This is a genomic window from Amphritea atlantica, assembly GCF_900111095.1.
In the GTDB taxonomy this organism is placed as follows: Bacteria; Pseudomonadota; Gammaproteobacteria; order Pseudomonadales; family Balneatricaceae; genus Amphritea; species Amphritea atlantica.
Map to the genome: position 1 here is coordinate 124,127 of NZ_FOGB01000009.1, position 17,177 is coordinate 141,303.

Below are 17,177 nucleotides of genomic sequence, written 5' to 3' on the forward strand. Positions count from 1 at the left end.
CGATCCTGCGTCATATAGGCAAAATTTTCATGGCTAAGTTACTGCTTCTTAACGGTCCAAACCTGAATCTGCTCGGCACGCGCGAGCCGGACGTCTACGGTGCCGATACTCTGCAGGACATTAACCAGCGCCTAACTACCCTGGCTCTGCAGGCGGGTCACCAGCTTGAGTGCCTGCAAAGCAATGCCGAACATGTGCTCGTTGAACGAATTCATCAGGCCCGTGTCGAACAGGTGGATTTTATACTGATCAATCCAGCCGCCTTTACTCACACCAGCGTTGCTCTGCGTGATGCGCTTCTGGGCGTAGCGATCCCTTTTATAGAGATCCACATCTCCAATGTGCACGCCCGTGAAACGTTTCGTCACCACTCCTATCTGTCGGATGTGGCGGTGGGTGTTATCTGCGGCCTGGGCGTCCAGGGTTATGAATTTGCATTACAGTCCGCTATTAGCCGGATTGAAAAACCTTAACATCTGAATTTATAGAGAATTTCATTCGTATGGATATTCGCAAAGTAAAAAAACTGATTGAGCTGCTGGAAGAATCAAACATCAACGAGATTGAGATTCATGAAGGTGAAGAATCCGTTCGCATCAGCCGCGGCTCAACCGTTGTTGCTGCACCTGCACCTGTTGCAGCTGCTCCAGCACCGGTTGCAGCTCCAGTCGCTGCGCCCGCGCCTGCCGCTGCACCAGCTGAAGCGGCACCAGCACACAACGGTCACGCGGTTTTGTCTCCGATGGTCGGTACCTTCTACCGCGCTCCATCGCCAAGCTCAGCCTCTTTTGTAGAAGTAGGCCAGAGCGTTAAAGAGGGCGACCCAATCTGCATCGTAGAGGCGATGAAGATGATGAATCAGATCGAAGCAGACAAATCCGGTGTGGTCGAAGCGATATTGGTAGAAGACGGCCAGCCAGTTGAGTTTGATCAGCCACTGGTAATCATCGTTTAAGCTATCAACCAGACAGGTTTACAACATGCTAGAAAAAGTTGTTATTGCCAACCGGGGCGAAATCGCACTGCGAATTCTCCGGGCGTGTAAGGAACTGGGCATCAAAACGGTTGCGATTCACTCCACTGCGGACCGCGATCTGATGCATGTTCGCCTTGCTGACGAAGCCGTATGTATCGGACCACCTCCCTCTGCGCAAAGCTATCTGAACATCCCTGCTATCATCGCCGCTGCAGAAGTCACCGACGCTATGGGTATCCACCCTGGCTATGGATTCCTCGCTGAGAATGCTGATTTTGCAGAACGGGTGGAGAAGAGCGGCTTTGCCTTTATCGGCCCGAAAGCGGAAACCATCCGCATCATGGGTGATAAAGTAGCTGCTATCGAAGCGATGCAGAAAGCGGGCGTGCCAACCGTGCCCGGGTCTGATGGTGAACTGCCGGAAGATGGCGACACCATTTTAGAGATCGCCCGCAGAATCGGTTATCCGGTCATTATTAAAGCAGCGGCCGGCGGCGGTGGTCGCGGTATGCGTGTTGTCCACAGCGAAGCCAGCCTGCTGAACGCAGTGTATGTCACCAAATCAGAAGCCAAAGCGGCGTTTGGTGATGAAACCGTCTACATGGAGAAGTTTCTTGAAAACCCACGCCATGTTGAGGTTCAGGTTTTGTCTGATGGCCAGGGCAATGCGATCCATCTGTACGACCGTGACTGTTCAATGCAGCGTCGCCACCAGAAGGTTGTTGAGGAGGCGCCTGCGCCACACATCGACCCTGATGCACGGGCTAAGGTGCTGAAAAGCTGCGTGGATGCCTGTATTGCGATTAACTATCGCGGTGCCGGAACCTTCGAGTTCCTCTACGAAGATGGTCATTTCTACTTTATCGAGATGAACACCCGGGTTCAGGTTGAACACCCGGTGTCGGAGATGGTTACCGGTATAGATATTGTCAAAGAGCAGCTGCGTATCGCTTCGGGTATGCCTCTGTCCTTTAAACAGGAAGATGTAAAACTGCTGGGCCACTCCATTGAGTGCCGGATCAACGCTGAAGATCCGAAAACCTTTATGCCATGCCCCGGTACTGTTAACCACTTCCATGCACCAGGCGGCATCGGTGTACGGGTTGATTCTCACCTGTACAACGGTTACTCGGTTCCTCCACACTATGACTCGCTGATCGCTAAGCTGATCACCTATGGCGAGGATCGGGCCACCGCGCTGCGCAGAATGGAGATCGCTCTGGATGAGATGGTGATCGAGGGGATCCGCTGCAACATCCCACTGCATCAGACTATCGTCCGCGATTCCAACTTTGCCAAAGGTGGCGTTAACATCCACTATCTGGAAAAGAAGCTGGGTCTGGACTGATCAGCCTGCTGCCTCAGAAAAAAGCCTCCCTTGGGAGGCTTTTTTTCGCTTGCTCCTCTTGCTATAAAGACTATATACACCAAAGGTTATAAGGAAAACGTCATGCCCTGGTTACAGATCAAACTGGATGTCCTGCCTGATAATGCTGAGCAGTATGAAGATCTGCTACTCGCTGCGGGCTGCGCCGCAGTAACTCTGCAGGACCGGGAAGATACGCCAATCTTTGAACCCGATCTGGGAACCACACCACTGTGGAGTAACACCATTCTGACCGGGCTGTTTTCTGCCGACCATGATCTGGATGCCACCCAGGCATTTCTGCATGAATCCCATGCACAGCTCTTCCCCAATACCCCTTTCCCTAAGATGAAAACTGAGATTCTGGAAGATAAGGACTGGGAACGTGAGTGGATGGATAACTACCATCCAATGAAATTCGGCAGCCGCTTGTGGGTCTGCCCCAGCTGGAAAGCGGTGCCCGATCCGGATGCGGTCAACCTGATGCTGGACCCCGGTCTGGCCTTTGGTACCGGCACCCACCCAACCACGGCCCTGTGCCTGGAGTTTTTAGACTCCCTTGATCTCGACGGCAAACAGGTCATCGATTATGGCTGCGGCTCAGGCATTCTGGGGATAGCAGCTCTGTTGTTAGGCGCCACTCATGTGACTGCGGTGGATATCGATCCGCAGGCGCTGGATGCCAGCCTTGATAATCTGCAACGCAATCAGTTGCCCAAAGAGCGGCTGCAGGTTTATCTCCCGGAGAGAGCACCGCAGGAACAGGCCGACCTGGTGGTTGCCAATATCCTTGCCGGCCCCCTGGTACAGCTGGCCCCGACACTGTCAGCGCTATGCAAAACCGGCGGACAGTTGGTTCTGTCCGGTTTACTGGCAGATCAGGAAGCGGAACTACGGCAAGCTTATAGCCCCCAGTTTGAGCTGGATACGGTGACAGAACAAGAGGGCTGGATTCGCATCACCGGCATAAAACGATAACCGGTTATTGATATGGGCCGCAACATCATCACCGAATGCCCTGCCTGTCACACACGCTTTCAGGTAACCCAGGGGCAGCTGAATATTGCCAGCGGTAAGGTGCGTTGCGGTGCATGTCTTGAAGTGTTCAATGCTGAAGTCTATCGCTGTGATGACCTTGATGATCCGCTGGAGTCGATGATTCGGCCACCAGAGGCACCAGCTATCTCAGATCAGAGCCATAAAGACCCGCTGTTTGATTCGATCGAGATCCCCCCATTCAGCCCACCAGCCTCCCCCCACGAAGGTATCGATAAACGTTACGCCCCTGCGGACCACCTGCCGGAAAGTGTTATTGAACCGCCTGCGGACGCCCCCCAGGTTCAACAACTACCGGAACAACTGCCCGGTTTAGCCACCCGTCAACAGAGCGAACGGCTTCAGAGTGAAGCTGATACAGGGCTACCCCTCACTGAAGAGGATCTTCTCTATCAGGCTGACCCTCTGTTAGCAGAACCCCAAACAACTGAGGAAATCAGCGAGACTGACACAGCACCGCCAGCTGAAGCGCCTCAGGAACAACCCCCTTTACCGGCTGCAGAGCCAGCCGATCTGGACCAACCAGTGAGCGAACTGCTACACCCTGTCGGACAAGCTCAAAACCCGCAGCAGTTCGATCTGATTGACACTGACAGGTTGCAGTCTTCAGAGACTGGCTCGGGGAATAATGAAAGCCCAGCGGCGGCCCCCGAAGCCACACCGGAGATAGCTCCTGACATAGCTCCTGAAACAGAGCCTGACATAGCTCCTGAAACAGAACCTGCAACTGTGCTGGAAGCCAAGCCCGGCTATACTCTTTCCCCGGACAGCGAAGACACCCCCAGGACTGATAGCCCTCAAAGCGACAATAACCCGGCCCCCGAACCTCCCGCCACGGAGCAAGAGACATCATCCCCGGCTAAGGAACCACAACAGCCAGCGGTTACCAGCTTTCGCGCCGAACCGGTGATGATCAGAACCACAATAGAAGAACCCAGCTCGCGCCCACTGGGCTGGGCCATACTGTCACTACTAGCTATCATGCTACTGGCAGGCCAGTATCTCTGGTTTAATCGCCAGCAGCTGAACAGCGATCCCCGTTTACACCCAGTCTACGCCCTGGCATGCGAATATATCCCCTGCCAGCTGAACGCCCCCATCATGCTTGATCAGATCAGCACCAGAAAACTGATCATCGTGGAACATCCCGACTATCAGGGTGTGTTAAGCGTGAATCTGCTGCTGGAAAACCATGCCGGGTTCGCCCAGCCCTACCCGGCCATTCTGTTAGCGTTCTCCGACAGACTGGGCAAGCTGATCAGTGAACGACTGTTTCAGCCAAGCGATTACCTGCAGCCGGATAACCTGGATGAGATGCCCGCTCAACAGACTGTCGAGATACATTTCGACATTCTCGACCCCGGCCGTCGGGCGCTCAGCTATGAAGCCTCTCTAAAGGCTCCCACGCCACCAGAAAAGCAGAAATAACAGGCCTCAGGGCTCCATCACTCTGCCCCTGCAGGAACTTTGCAGCCGATGAAGTGCAAAGATTCTGATCATTTTGTAACAGATTTTGCAACAACAATATGATCAAAAAAGCATCAAAAAGTCCTTGGCCCTCATCGTCTGAAAGAGTATTATTGTCCGCCTTCCAAGCAGCAGTACAGCGGCTGTCATTTTGATAGCCACGGACAGCTATTACTCTAAATTCGGGGTTGGCCATGTTTCAAATCGGACAGCACACCATTGACAGCCAGGTTATTCTGGCACCGATGGCCGGTGTAACCGACCTGCCATTTCGCCGGTTGTGCAAACGACTGGGAGCAGGGATGGTGGTGTCTGAGATGGTCACCGCAGATACCCGACTGTGGCACACCCGAAAATCCAGCTATCGATTAAAGAAAGACCAGAATGACAGTCTCAATGTTGTCCAGATCGCCGGCGGTGATCCTGAGATGATGGCCGAGGCTGCACGGGTCAATGCCATGAATGGCGCCCATATTATTGATATTAATATGGGTTGTCCGGCAAAAAAGGTCTGTAATAAGGCGGCTGGGTCTGCACTGCTGAAAGATGAGCAACTGGTCAGGGATATTCTTCAGGCGACGGTGGCAGCCGTTGAGCTTCCAGTGACCCTGAAGATCCGGACCGGCTGGGATAGCCAAAACCGCAATGGTGAAACCATTGCGCGCATTGCAGAAGATGCGGGAATTCAAGCCCTTGCTGTCCATGGCCGTACCCGGGCCTGCGGCTACAAAGGTGATGCCGAGTACGATACCATCGCCCGGATTCGCCAGGCGATCAATATCCCCCTGTTCGCCAACGGCGATATCAACTCTGCCGGGAAAGCCCGTCAGGTGCTCGATTATACCGGTGCTGATGCTGTTATGCTGGGACGGCCTGCTCAGGGAAATCCATGGATTTTTCGTGAGATAAGTCATTACCTTACGACCGGCAAAGTGCTACCCTGCCCGACCGCTGAAGAGGTTCGGGACACCCTTTTGGAACATCTGCAAGCGCTGTATCTTTTTTATGGGAACTATGCCGGGATACGAATTGCCCGCAAACATGTCGGCTGGTACCTGAAAAACAGACAGGGTTCAGAACGATTCAAAAACTCAGACATGTTCAGAAATGAGTTTAATCAAATAGAAGAAACCGAACTTCAGCTTAGTGCAATCCGGACATTTTTCACCGCGCCGGACAGGGCAGAGGCTGCTGCCTGAATATCGGTTCATTTTTAGGTTAATGCAAGTGGATAACAAAACAGTGAATACACAAGTAACACAATTAGAAAACATCGATGTGCAGGAACGCACTCTGCGTGACAGTGTACAACTCTCTATGAATAACTACTTTCGTCAGCTTGACGGACAGCCGGTAACCGACGTCTACCAGATGGTTTTGGCAGAGATTGAAGCACCACTGTTTGAAGCTGTTATGGCTTACACCCGGGACAATCAGACCAAAGCCTCTGAGCTTCTGGGTCTCAACCGGGGCACCCTGCGCAAAAAGCTGAAACAATACGGCTTGCTATAACCGATTATTTTTTTAACTTAAATTCAGAAGACTAAACCATGGCAGAGCAGAAAATCACTCCGGTCCGTCGCGCCCTGATCAGCGTGTCTGATAAAACCGGTATCGTTGAATTCGCCCAGGCACTGAGCCAGCGCGGTGTTGAAATCCTTTCCACCGGTGGCACATACAAGCTGCTGAAAGAAAACGATATTCCGGCTATTGAAGTATCTGACTACACCGGTTTTCCGGAAATGATGGATGGTCGTGTTAAGACCCTGCACCCGAAAGTACATGGGGGTATTCTCGGCCGTCGTGGTATTGATGATGCCATCATGAACGAGCACGGTATCACCCCGATCGATATGGTAGTGGTTAACCTCTATCCGTTCGAACAGACCATCGCCCGTCCGGACTGCGACCTGCCTATGGCCATTGAGAACATCGACATCGGTGGCCCGACCATGGTTCGCTCAGCGGCGAAAAACCATAAAGATGTCGCCATCGTTGTGGCTGCTGACAACTATGACCGGATCATCGCTGAACTGGATGAGAGTCTTGGGCTGACCCATGCTACCCGCTTTGATCTGGCGGTTCAGGCGTTCGAACACACCGCCGCGTATGACGGTATGATCGCTAACTACCTTGGCGCCATCACCGATGGCAGTGAGGATGAACCTGCAGACTTCCCCCGCACCTTTAACACTCAGTTTGTTAAGGCGCAGGAGATGCGTTACGGCGAGAACCCACACCAGAAGGCCGCCTTCTACATTGAGGCCAACCCTTCTGAAGCCAGTGTTTCCACTGCCCGTCAGCTGCAGGGCAAAGCCCTGTCATTCAATAATGTCGCTGATACGGATGCCGCTCTGGAGTGCGTCAAGCCATTCCATGAGCCCGCCTGTGTTATCGTTAAGCACGCTAACCCATGTGGCGTGGCAATCGGCCAGAACATTCTGGAAGCCTACAACAAAGCGTTCCAGACCGACCCGACATCTGCCTTTGGCGGTATCATCGCCTTCAACCGTGAGCTGGATGCCGACACCGCACAGGCGATTGTTGAACGACAGTTTGTCGAAGTCATTATCGCACCAACAGTCACTCAGGAAGCCTCTGATATTGTTGCTGCCAAGCCCAATGTACGCCTGCTGGCATGCGGCGAATGGTCTGCTGAACGTTCAAAGCGTTTCGACTACAAACGTGTCAACGGCGGTTTGCTGGTTCAGGACCAGGATCTCGGTATGGTAGATGTCAGCGAACTCAAAGTAGTGACCGAACTGCAACCTTCTGAGCAGGAGATCCGCGATCTGTTGTTCTGCTGGGAAGTGGCCAAGTTTGTTAAGTCCAACGCCATTGTCTATGCCAGAGATGGTCAGACCATCGGTATTGGCGCCGGTCAGATGAGCCGTGTATACAGCGCCCGTATCGCCGGCATCAAAGCCGCCGACGAAGGACTGGAAGTGAAAGGCTCAGTCATGGCATCAGATGCTTTCTTCCCCTTCCGTGATGGTATAGATGCCGCCGCCGCTGCAGGTATCAAAGCGATCATTCAGCCGGGTGGCTCAATGCGCGATCAGGAAGTGATCGATGCCGCCAACGAGCACGGCATGGCGATGGTCTTCACCGGCATGCGCCACTTCCGCCACTAAGAGTATCAACAGTACAAGAGCCAGTCTGACTGGCTCTTCTGTTATTACAAGATTCAGAATTAAGGTAAAGATATGAACGTATTAGTGATTGGCTCTGGTGGCCGCGAACACGCACTGGCGTGGCAGGCAGCCAAAGACAGCAGGGTAAACAAAGTCTTTGTTGCACCGGGTAACGCCGGTACCGCTATCGAGCCTAAGCTGGAAAACGTTGCCATCGATGTGATGGATCAGGATGCCCTGGTTGCATTCGCCAAAGCAAACAACATCGCCCTGACGATCATCGGACCTGAAGCGCCATTGGTTGAAGGGATTGTTGACCGTTTCACCCGCGAAGGTCTGCGCTGCTTTGGTCCATCAAAAGGCGCCGCTCAACTGGAAGGGTCCAAAGCGTTCACTAAAGATTTTCTTGAGCGTCAGCAAATCCCTACCGCTGAGTACCAGAACTTTACCGAGATTGAACCGGCACTGGCTTATCTGCGTGAAAAAGGCGCCCCTATCGTTGTCAAAGCTGACGGCCTGGCGGCGGGCAAAGGTGTTATCGTCGCAATGACCCTGCAGGAAGCTGAAGATGCCGTGCAGGATATGCTGGCGGGTAATGCCTTTGGTGAAGCGGGCCACAGAGTGGTCATCGAGGAGTTTCTCGATGGCGAAGAAGCCAGTTTTATCGTTATGGTTGACGGCACCAACGTACTGCCAATGGCAACCAGCCAGGATCATAAACGGGCAGGCAACGGCGATACCGGACTGAACACCGGCGGAATGGGCGCTTACTCTCCCGCTCCGGTTGTCACACCTGAGATCGATCAGCGCATTATGGATGAGGTGATTCTGCCCACCGTTAAGGGGATGGCAGAGGAAGGCAATACCTATGTTGGTTTCCTCTACGCCGGTCTGATGATTATGTCTGACGGCACGCCGAAAGTGATCGAATACAACTGCCGTTTCGGTGATCCGGAAACCCAGCCGATCATGTTGCGACTGAAATCCAGCATTGTTGAACTGTGCGATGCCGCACTGGATGGCAAACTGGATCAGACTACTGCAGAGTGGGACCCACGCTGTGCAGTCGGCGTTGTTCTGGCGGCAGGTGGCTATCCCGGTGATTACGCCAAAGGCGACGTGATCACCCTGCCACAACAGGTCGCCGAAGGCACTAAGGTGTTCCACGCAGGTACTGCAACAAAAGATAATCAGATAGTCACCAGCGGTGGCCGGGTGCTCTGTGCTACCGCTATGGGCAACAGTGTCACTGAAGCACAGCAGCGAGCCTACGAACTGGTTAAACAGATCGACTGGAACGGTGTCTACTACCGTGATGATATTGCTTTCCGGGCAATCGCACGGGAACAGCAGTAAATACTCAGGTCAGGATAAAAGCAGTCGCCCACAGTGACTGCTTTTATCTGAGAGCTGTGACCTGCACAGGCTTTTTGGTAACCTTTTTCCAGTTATAATCATCAGCCACGCGCCATAACCGTGCCTGATTAATCCAAACGGAAACGCCCGATGACAAAGAACGGTATCACTCCAATACGTTCAGTTAAAAACCACAAACTGACCCTGATTCTGGCCATAGGGCTAATCACCGGTTCGGTTACAGCTGCCGCCGCCGGACAGTCGGACAGTTATTGTCAGAGCGCTGGAGAACAGAACGGCTATGACTGTGCCAAAGCCCAGAGCTTTCAGGCCAAACAGTCCGATATTGATGCCAAACTGAAAGAACTGAATCGCTGGATGACGGATGAACAACAGGCCCAGGGCAAGACACTGGTGACCCCCGATCAGCCGGAATCAGACAAGCTTCGTGAAAAAATACGCTTCAATGCCCAGCTGTTGGCCGGTGAACTGAAACAGGCGAAAAAGCTTCAGAGCAAAGGAGATCTGGAAGGTGCTTTTGACCGGGTAAATGACTATCTGGTGACAAACCCTAAAGATCCTAACGGCTGGCTGCTCTATGGTATCTCGCTGATCAATCAAAATAAGCTGAATGAGGCGGCGGATATTTTCAGCAAACTGATCCGCCTCTATCCTGACTCGCCTGAGCCCTATAACAACCTGGCGGTAGTCTATGCCCGCAAAGGTGACAATGAAAAGGCGGTCGATGTGCTGCTGCAGGCATTTGAAACCCATCCAAGCTATGCTCAGGTGCAGAGCAACCTGAAAGCGGTATACGCAGCTCTCGCCACCCAGGCCTACAACCGGGCACTGGATCTGGACACCAGCCACAAGGCGCCACGGGCCAACCTGGGGGTTCTGGATCAGGTTTACCAGCCAGCCTCTTCGACACTGCTGGCGTCAGCACCGGCACAGCAAAGCGTTGCAGCTGCATCAGAAGCAACGGCTAAACCGGCTGCATCTGTGTCACAGCCAGCCGCTCAGGTAGTCGCTAGTGCACAACCCAAAACAGGGCTGGTTATTGAGGAGCGGGATAAATCGGAAGGGATCGTTCCAGCCCAGCAAGCCGCAGAGCCCGACACAGCTGGCGACAAGAACGGGCAAACTGGCCAGGAAAAACAAACCGCTACCGGACTGGCTAGCACCGTGGATACTGCTGAACAGGGGACTGTCGCAGATAACACCAGCATTCCGGCAAAACTCAGCACACCGCTGAAGGCTGAAATTCAGCAGATGATCAGCAACTGGGCGGCCTCCTGGGCGGCACAGGATGTCCAGGCGTATCTGGATTTCTACACCGCTGAGTATACTCCTGAGGCGGGTATCAGCCACAAGCAGTGGGTATGGGGACGCAAACAGCGCCTCACTGCCCCCTCGTTCATTAAAGTCGATATCTCCGATATCTCAGTGGCAGAAGCCGGTAACGGCACAATACGTTCTGTATTCCGCCAGAAGTACCAGTCCGATACCTATCAGGATGAGGTTTATAAGACTCTGACCCTGACCCAGGAAAACGGTCACTGGAAGATCGCCACAGAATCGACCCTGTAGCGCTGATAATAAAATAGCTCTGATAAAGAGTTCTGAATCAGAGTTCTGATAAAAAAACCGCCGGATGGCGGTTTTTTTATATCAATTCATAACGTCTGTCAGCCTATGGCTTACCCTTTTGCGGCTCACCCTCGTAGGCGATATGCCAACGCCCCTCTTCATTAATCCAGTATTGACGTTTAACACTACGGTTACTGTAGTTATCACTCTTGTAGTTCTGGGTGAAGGTGGCAATAAACATATCCGGATTATCAGGATGCTGATAGATACTCAGGTTTTCGATGTCCACATTAATAAATGACTTACTGCTATTAACCCGCCGTTTGTGTTCAGCAAACCCCTTAAAACCAACGTCGCCATTATTAAACTGCTTAGAATAATGACTCAGATAGATGTCGGTATTACGGCTTTCCCAGTCTTTACGCCAGCCATCAACCACCTGAGCAAAAGCCTTCTGCTTCTGCTTCCAGCTAGCCTGATCAAGCCACTCAAAGCTGGTGCCGATCAGCACCGGGGTTTCAGCCAGGTCAACGATACTGTCGAGCTCGGTAAAGTGGTTATTACTCAGAGAAAGACAACCTTCGCTGGCCTGTGGTGGACGGCTAAACGTATCCTTAGGGGAACCATGCACCCAGATACCACTACCCGTATGACCAAGGCGCTGATCCCAGGCGTTCGGATAGTTGATCGGTAAGGCACCGGAACCATAGCGGGGAGGCAACTGCTCATCGGTCAGGCGTCCGGTTGTAAAATAGACACCTAAGGGCGTTTTCAGATCACCCCGGGCACGTTTATCAACCCCGCCACGACCATAGGAAACATAGTAATCCCTGATCAGCTGTGGCACTCCATCATGGTTTTCAAACAGGTATAACCGGGACAGCCCGGTGTCCACTACAATGACATGCTTCTGGTCGGGAGACATCTGTAACAGACTGCCGGGAATAGTGCCCGGCTGCGGTTTATAACGGTCCACGCTCATCCGCGCCCGGGCCTCGGATATCAGCCCTTGTAACGCCTTCGGGTCGGTCTGACCATTATTGCCGATGGCACTGATAGTGCCTACCTGAGCCGCCATCAGATCGGCATAGATTAACTGCGCCAGTTTGAAATCGGGTTGTTCTTTTATCAGTGCCCGCAGCTTAGTCATGGCACCATTCATCTGATTCTGCTGCAGATCGCCCAGACTGGCGAGCAGCAGTGATTCCTGATCCAGATTTAAATCACTCTCCTGTGCCTGAAGATTAAACGGCAGCAATACGCACAAAGAGATCAATAGCGCTCTCTTACACGGCTTTACTACAGTCAGATCGGGGAGGCTTTTCATAACTCTGGCAACTAACCTTAAACTACGACAGATTCAGAACGTTAGCCGAATTATACCGATAAAGCTGGTTTTTGCAGCTGTATTCTTGCAGCGGCGGCCTATTTCGGGTGGTTTATCGCTGATTCATGTCAGAGTTTCTGCTCTTTTGTTGAATATAGCCCTGTTTTTTACCATTATTCCTCGACGTTAGTCGCAATTCATCACACGTATTCACCTGAGTAGCAACATTTCGGGCTAATTCAAGAACAAAAAAAATTTAAAAATATTTTTGCCGCCTTCATTTTTCTCTCCGGCATGGACCGAGCACCGCAGACCCCTTGCTGTTATTGCAGTTAATGCACTGCAGCAAACACTTCAACCTCGTCCGCCGTTACCTGAAAATAGTTTTGCCGCAACCTTGCGAGCTGAACTTTCCGCCAAGCTGTGCTATCCAAAAGACAGAGCTGAATAAGGCTTAACCGAATTGCGGTACGATCCAAAAGGTCGGCAGCAATCCAGAGCGGAAGTGCAACAACAAGCCTTCCCATACAGATTTTCAGGCAGTTCCAGGTTTGAAACGCGTACGGAGGATCCCGTCATGTTTAGACAGATGGAAAGCGCCGGTTTACAGGATCTCCACTTCTGGCAGGATCCAGATACCGGTTTGCAGGCGATTATCGCCATCCACGATACTTTCCGCGGCCCGGCTATTGGCGGTTGCCGCTTCATTAACTATCCGGACAGTGCAGCCGCGATCACCGATGCCATCAGGCTGGCCAGGGGGATGAGCTATAAAGCAGCGCTGGCAGGTCTGCCCCATGGCGGCGGCAAATCAGTCATCATTAAGCCCGCTGGGCTCTATGACCGCAACCAGTTGATGCAGAGCTTTGGTCATTTTGTCGATAGCTTAGGCGGCCGCTATATCACGGCAATGGATAGCGGCACCCAGATCAGTGATATGGACAACATCGCCCTCAACACCCGCTTTGTTACCTGTACCCGGGATATGGGAGATCCCTCCCCTTCTACCGCGCAAGGGGTTTTTGCCGGCATCCGGGCCAGTGTTCAGTTTCGTTTTGGCACCCATGACCTGCACAATGTTCATATCGCTATTCAGGGGCTTGGCCATGTCGGTTATGCCCTGGCAAAACTGCTGCACCACGCCGGAGCCCGGTTAACCGTTACCGATATCGATGCGCAGAAAGTTGCCAGAGCTACGGCTGAGTTTAATGCCACGGCGGTCGAAGCGGATGCGATCTACGATACTGCCGCCGATATTTTCTGCCCCTGTGGCCTGGGGGCCATTATCAACGCCGATACAGTCAAGCGTCTTAATTGTGCCATTGTCGCCGGTTCGGCGAATAATCAGCTGGCTGATGATGGTCAGGGAGACAGCCTTGCCCGGCGGGGCATTCTTTATGCTCCGGACTACCTGATCAATGCCGGCGGACTGATCTTCGTTGCCCTGCAGCACGCCCGCCACCATGAACAGGCGATCCGGCTGAAAGTTGAGTCCATCTATGATGCCCTGCTGGAGCTTTATAAACACGCTGAAGCAGACCACCGCCCCACCAACTATATTGCCGACCTCAGAGCCGAAGCGATTATCCGTCAGGCCAGCATGGCAACTCATCAGGCTGCATAAGGAGACTCCTATGGAAACCGTATTTCAGGCGCAGATCAGCTATAACCAGTTTCTTTCTGACGCAGGCGCACCACTGCAAGCGCTGCCCGAATGGGCAGGAAAGCCCGATATCCTGGTGCGTTACTATCGGAATATGGTGCAGTTGCGTCAGTTGGACAACAAAATTATCGCCCTGCAACGTACAGGTCAGATGGGCACCTATGCATCGCTACTGGGCGCAGAAGCGATTGAAGTGGTGCTCGGCGAGCTGATGCTGAGCGATGATGTGCTGGTGCCCTATTATCGCAACCACGGTTTGCAGATGCTCAGAGGCTTACCACTGGAAGATATGCTCAGCTATTGGGGCGGCGATGAGCGGGGCAGTGCCTCTGCAACAATGGCGGAAGATTTTCCCAATGCCGTGCCAATCGCCACTCAGGCATTACATGCTGCCGGAGTCGCAACGGCGATCAGGATTCGGGGAGAAAAACGGGCAGTGGTCACGGTGTGTGGTGATGGAGCCACGTCCAAAGGTGACTTTCTGGAAGCACTGAACGTGGCCGGAGCCTGGCAGTTGCCAGTGGTATTTGTGGTGAACAACAACCAGTGGGCAATCTCTGTCCCCCGTTCGCTTCAGTCCGCAGCCGCCACCCTGGCGCAGAAAGCGATCGGTGCCGGTATCCGCGGTGAGCAGGTGGATGGCAACGATGTCATCGCCCTGCATGAGTCGGTCACCGAAGCGCTGAAACACGCCCGTGAAGGCAAAGGACCGACACTGATCGAAGCGATCAGTTATCGCCTTTCAGACCATACAACGGCTGATGATGCCACCCGTTATCGTAGCAACGAAGAGCTGAAAGCGGCCTGGGAGCGGGAACCGATCAAGCGGCTGCAAACCTTCCTGCATGCGCAGGGATGGTGGGATGAAGTACAGGAGACCGCCTGGCAGAAAGAGGTGGCACAGATCATTCAACAGGGACTGGACAGTTTTCTGCAACGCCCTCCTCAGCCAGTCGAAGATCTGATCGATTATCTCTATGCCGAGCTACCCGATGCATTGAAGGAGCAGCGGGAACGGCTGATCCGCAATGCCCAGCCAGGAGGAAACCATCATGAGTGATGCAATAACTATGGTCGAAGCGGTTAACCTTGCACTGCGCTCTGAGATGCAACGGGACGACTCAGTGATTGTTCTGGGCGAGGATGTCGGCGTCAATGGAGGTGTGTTTCGTGCCACCGTCGGATTACGGGAAACCTTTGGTATCAAACGGGTGCTCGACACCCCACTGGCAGAAACGATGATTGCCGGACTATCGGTCGGTATGGCCGCGCAAGGGCTTAAACCGGTGGCTGAGATTCAGTTTATGGGATTTATATTTCCCACCATGGAACAGATTATCTGTCACGCTGCCCGCTTGCGCCACCGTACCCGGGGCCGTCTGCACTGCCCGATGGTGCTTCGGGTGCCGTTTGGTGGCGGAATCCATGCGCCGGAACACCATTCTGAAAGTACTGAAGCGCTGTTTGCCCATATACCGGGGCTGAGAGTCGTCATTCCCTCTTCGCCGAAACGCGCCTATGGATTACTGTTAGCCGCGATCCGCAACCCTGATCCGGTGATCTTCATGGAACCCAAACGGATCTACCGGCTTAATGCTCAGACTGTTGAAGACAATGGTGAAGCCCTGCCGCTCGACAGCTGTTACACCCTGCGAGAGGGTGCCGATATTACCCTGGTCAGTTGGGGGGCAATGATCAAAGAAACGCTCGAAGCCGCTGACCTGCTGGCGCAACAGGGCGTCAGCTGTGAGGTGATCGATGTGGTCACACTGAACCCGATCGATCATGAAACTATTCTGGCATCGGTAGCTAAAACCGGACGCTGCGTGATCATTCACGAAGCCCCTAAGAGTTGTGCCGTGGGTGCAGAGATTTCAGCCACCCTCGGCGAGCGCGGGCTGCTCAGTCTGCAAGCCCCAGTCGCACGGGTGACCGGATATGACACCATCATGCCTTATTACCGTATGGAAAATCACTACCTGCCTAATACCGCGGATATTGTCGAAGCGGTGACGGCGACACTGGAGTTCTCATGAAATATTTCAAGCTACCCGATCTTGGGGAAGGATTACCCGAAGCTGAAATTGTTGAATGGAAAATCAACGAAGGTGACCAGGTAAAAGCTGATCAGATTCTGGCCACCGTGGAAACCGCAAAAGCGATTATCGAGATCCCTTCGCCCCAGGATGGTGTGATTGCCCATCTGTTTGGTCAGGCCGGCGATACTATCCACACAGGTGAGCCGTTGCTTGAGTTTGCCGGTGAGGAGGATGACAGCGGCACCGTGGTCGGTGAGCTGAAACGGGAAACCAGCAGCGCTGCTGATGATGACTTCTTTATTGGCGCAGCCCCGAGTACCCGGGCACACAGTCAGCAAATGACACCCGCAGTACGCTCACTGGCAAACCGCCTCAATGTCGATACCGAAAACCTTAAGGGCAGTGGTCGTAACGGTCAACTGACCAGCGATGATATTGAGCGCATGGCGAAAACAGATCGTACTCATGGTAAAGCTGCACCATTAAGGGGAGTCCGTAAACAGATGGCCCGAAATATGGCCCTGGCTCATGCCGAGGTGGTTCCGGTAACCCTGCATGAAGATGCCGATATCAACGGCTGGGCAGCAGGGGAAGATATCACCATGCGTCTGATACACGCGATTGCGGCGGGCTGTAAAGCAGAACCAGCACTCAACACCTGGTTTGACGGACAGCAACTGGCACGAAGAGTGCTTTCTCAGATAAACCTGGGTGTTGCCGTGGATACAGAGAAGGGGCTATTTGTTCCAGTGCTACGCGATATAGGCAATCGCAGCCTGGACAATATCCGTGAAGGGCTCAACAGGCTGAGACAGGATGTTATTGAGCGGACCATTCCGCCGTCAGAACTTCAGGGGGGCAGCATTACCCTGAGCAACTTCGGCACCATTGCCGGACGCTATGCCAGCCCGATTGTGGTGCCACCCACGGTAGCCATTCTGGGGGCCGGGGTGATCCGCGATCAGGTAATGCCCGTAGCAGGAGAGATCGCCATACGACGGGTGATGCCGCTCTCTCTGACCTTTGACCATCGCGCAGCAACCGGTGGCGAAGCGGCGCGATTTATGCGAGCAGTCATTAACGATTTAGCCAAGGAATCAATCAGTTAATAAATTTTTTATTCCTCAGAACGAGGATAAAAAATTTATCAGATTTGCTACACGCTGGTTATCCATGAACTAAACTGAATCTAAGAAATAAAGT

General features: G+C 53.2%; 15 protein-coding genes. 14 read left to right on the forward strand and 1 reads right to left on the reverse strand.

All coding sequences use genetic code 11. From position 1 onward, the window contains the following. Positions 1 to 29 precede the first annotated feature (29 nt). The 10 genes from aroQ to BMY09_RS14990 all read left to right on the forward strand — a co-directional run bounded on the left by aroQ (position 30) and on the right by BMY09_RS14990 (position 10,945). Positions 30 to 473: a type II 3-dehydroquinate dehydratase gene (gene aroQ / locus BMY09_RS14945; protein ID WP_091359951.1), complete on the forward strand. Its 444-nt coding sequence runs from the start codon at positions 30 to 32 to the stop codon at positions 471 to 473. A 29-nt stretch (positions 474 to 502) separates the two neighbouring features. Then, positions 503 to 955 (forward strand): acetyl-CoA carboxylase biotin carboxyl carrier protein, encoded by a 453-nt coding sequence (accB, locus tag BMY09_RS14950; protein WP_091359954.1) that lies wholly within the window; start codon positions 503 to 505, stop codon positions 953 to 955. 25 nt (positions 956 to 980) lie between these two features. After that, the gene (gene accC / locus BMY09_RS14955; RefSeq protein ID WP_091359956.1) at positions 981 to 2,324 is read left to right on the forward strand and encodes an acetyl-CoA carboxylase biotin carboxylase subunit; all 1,344 of its coding nucleotides are present in this window, start codon (positions 981 to 983) and stop codon (positions 2,322 to 2,324) included. A gap of 102 nt (positions 2,325 to 2,426) precedes the next feature. Continuing rightward, positions 2,427 to 3,320 carry a 50S ribosomal protein L11 methyltransferase gene (prmA, locus tag BMY09_RS14960; protein WP_091359957.1) on the forward strand — a complete coding sequence of 298 codons (894 nt, stop codon included), beginning with the start codon at positions 2,427 to 2,429 and terminating at the stop codon, positions 3,318 to 3,320. Between the two features lie 12 nt (positions 3,321 to 3,332). Beyond that, entirely contained in the window at positions 3,333 to 4,826 is a 1,494-nt protein-coding gene (locus BMY09_RS14965) for a DUF3426 domain-containing protein (RefSeq protein WP_091359959.1), read from the forward strand. 233 nt (positions 4,827 to 5,059) lie between these two features. Further along, complete coding sequence (gene dusB / locus BMY09_RS14970) at positions 5,060 to 6,064, forward strand: tRNA dihydrouridine synthase DusB (RefSeq protein WP_217647451.1); 1,005 nt, start codon at positions 5,060 to 5,062, stop codon at positions 6,062 to 6,064. 22 nt (positions 6,065 to 6,086) lie between these two features. Continuing rightward, complete coding sequence (fis, locus tag BMY09_RS14975) at positions 6,087 to 6,377, forward strand: DNA-binding transcriptional regulator Fis (RefSeq protein WP_091359963.1); 291 nt, start codon at positions 6,087 to 6,089, stop codon at positions 6,375 to 6,377. Between the two features lie 38 nt (positions 6,378 to 6,415). Next, a complete protein-coding gene (gene purH, locus BMY09_RS14980; RefSeq protein WP_091359965.1) occupies positions 6,416 to 7,999 on the forward strand; it encodes a bifunctional phosphoribosylaminoimidazolecarboxamide formyltransferase/IMP cyclohydrolase in 1,584 nt (527 codons plus the stop codon). Positions 8,000 to 8,071: 72 nt separating this feature from the next. Beyond that, positions 8,072 to 9,355 (forward strand): phosphoribosylamine--glycine ligase, encoded by a 1,284-nt coding sequence (gene purD, locus BMY09_RS14985; protein WP_091359967.1) that lies wholly within the window; start codon positions 8,072 to 8,074, stop codon positions 9,353 to 9,355. A gap of 150 nt (positions 9,356 to 9,505) precedes the next feature. Further along, a complete protein-coding gene (locus tag BMY09_RS14990; RefSeq protein ID WP_091359968.1) occupies positions 9,506 to 10,945 on the forward strand; it encodes a L,D-transpeptidase Cds6 family protein in 1,440 nt (479 codons plus the stop codon). 103 nt (positions 10,946 to 11,048) lie between these two features. Here the strand turns inward: BMY09_RS14990 and BMY09_RS14995 are convergent, their stop codons facing one another. Continuing rightward, on the reverse strand, positions 11,049 to 12,221 hold the full coding sequence (locus BMY09_RS14995) for a L,D-transpeptidase family protein (protein ID WP_245756601.1): 1,173 nt from the start codon (positions 12,219 to 12,221) through the stop codon (positions 11,049 to 11,051). Between the two features lie 628 nt (positions 12,222 to 12,849). On the opposite strand from BMY09_RS14995, the gene BMY09_RS15005 reads away from it, so the two are divergent. From BMY09_RS15005 to BMY09_RS15020, 4 genes are read left to right on the forward strand one after another with little or no spacing between them, the layout of a single operon-like run. Beyond that, a complete protein-coding gene (locus tag BMY09_RS15005) occupies positions 12,850 to 13,896 on the forward strand; it encodes a Leu/Phe/Val dehydrogenase (RefSeq protein WP_091359972.1) in 1,047 nt (348 codons plus the stop codon). Positions 13,897 to 13,906: 10 nt separating this feature from the next. Continuing rightward, positions 13,907 to 14,995 (forward strand): pyruvate dehydrogenase (acetyl-transferring) E1 component subunit alpha, encoded by a 1,089-nt coding sequence (gene pdhA, locus BMY09_RS15010; RefSeq protein WP_091359974.1) that lies wholly within the window; start codon positions 13,907 to 13,909, stop codon positions 14,993 to 14,995. After that, positions 14,988 to 15,971: an alpha-ketoacid dehydrogenase subunit beta gene (locus BMY09_RS15015; protein ID WP_091359975.1), complete on the forward strand. Its 984-nt coding sequence runs from the start codon at positions 14,988 to 14,990 to the stop codon at positions 15,969 to 15,971. Before pdhA ends, BMY09_RS15015 begins: the two co-directional genes overlap by 8 nt. Beyond that, positions 15,968 to 17,083: a dihydrolipoamide acetyltransferase family protein gene (locus BMY09_RS15020; protein ID WP_091359976.1), complete on the forward strand. Its 1,116-nt coding sequence runs from the start codon at positions 15,968 to 15,970 to the stop codon at positions 17,081 to 17,083. Before BMY09_RS15015 ends, BMY09_RS15020 begins: the two co-directional genes overlap by 4 nt. Positions 17,084 to 17,177 lie beyond the last annotated feature (94 nt).

Coding starts and splice junctions, on each gene's coding strand:
- aroQ (WP_091359951.1), top strand. CDS start 30: ATGGCTAAGTTACTGCTTCTTAACGGTCCAAACCTGAATCTGCTCGGC.
- accB (WP_091359954.1), top strand. CDS start 503: ATGGATATTCGCAAAGTAAAAAAACTGATTGAGCTGCTGGAAGAATCA.
- accC (WP_091359956.1), top strand. CDS start 981: ATGCTAGAAAAAGTTGTTATTGCCAACCGGGGCGAAATCGCACTGCGA.
- prmA (WP_091359957.1), top strand. CDS start 2,427: ATGCCCTGGTTACAGATCAAACTGGATGTCCTGCCTGATAATGCTGAG.
- BMY09_RS14965 (WP_091359959.1), top strand. CDS start 3,333: ATGGGCCGCAACATCATCACCGAATGCCCTGCCTGTCACACACGCTTT.
- dusB (WP_217647451.1), top strand. CDS start 5,060: ATGTTTCAAATCGGACAGCACACCATTGACAGCCAGGTTATTCTGGCA.
- fis (WP_091359963.1), top strand. CDS start 6,087: ATGCAAGTGGATAACAAAACAGTGAATACACAAGTAACACAATTAGAA.
- purH (WP_091359965.1), top strand. CDS start 6,416: ATGGCAGAGCAGAAAATCACTCCGGTCCGTCGCGCCCTGATCAGCGTG.
- purD (WP_091359967.1), top strand. CDS start 8,072: ATGAACGTATTAGTGATTGGCTCTGGTGGCCGCGAACACGCACTGGCG.
- BMY09_RS14990 (WP_091359968.1), top strand. CDS start 9,506: ATGACAAAGAACGGTATCACTCCAATACGTTCAGTTAAAAACCACAAA.
- BMY09_RS15005 (WP_091359972.1), top strand. CDS start 12,850: ATGTTTAGACAGATGGAAAGCGCCGGTTTACAGGATCTCCACTTCTGG.
- pdhA (WP_091359974.1), top strand. CDS start 13,907: ATGGAAACCGTATTTCAGGCGCAGATCAGCTATAACCAGTTTCTTTCT.
- BMY09_RS15015 (WP_091359975.1), top strand. CDS start 14,988: ATGAGTGATGCAATAACTATGGTCGAAGCGGTTAACCTTGCACTGCGC.
- BMY09_RS15020 (WP_091359976.1), top strand. CDS start 15,968: ATGAAATATTTCAAGCTACCCGATCTTGGGGAAGGATTACCCGAAGCT.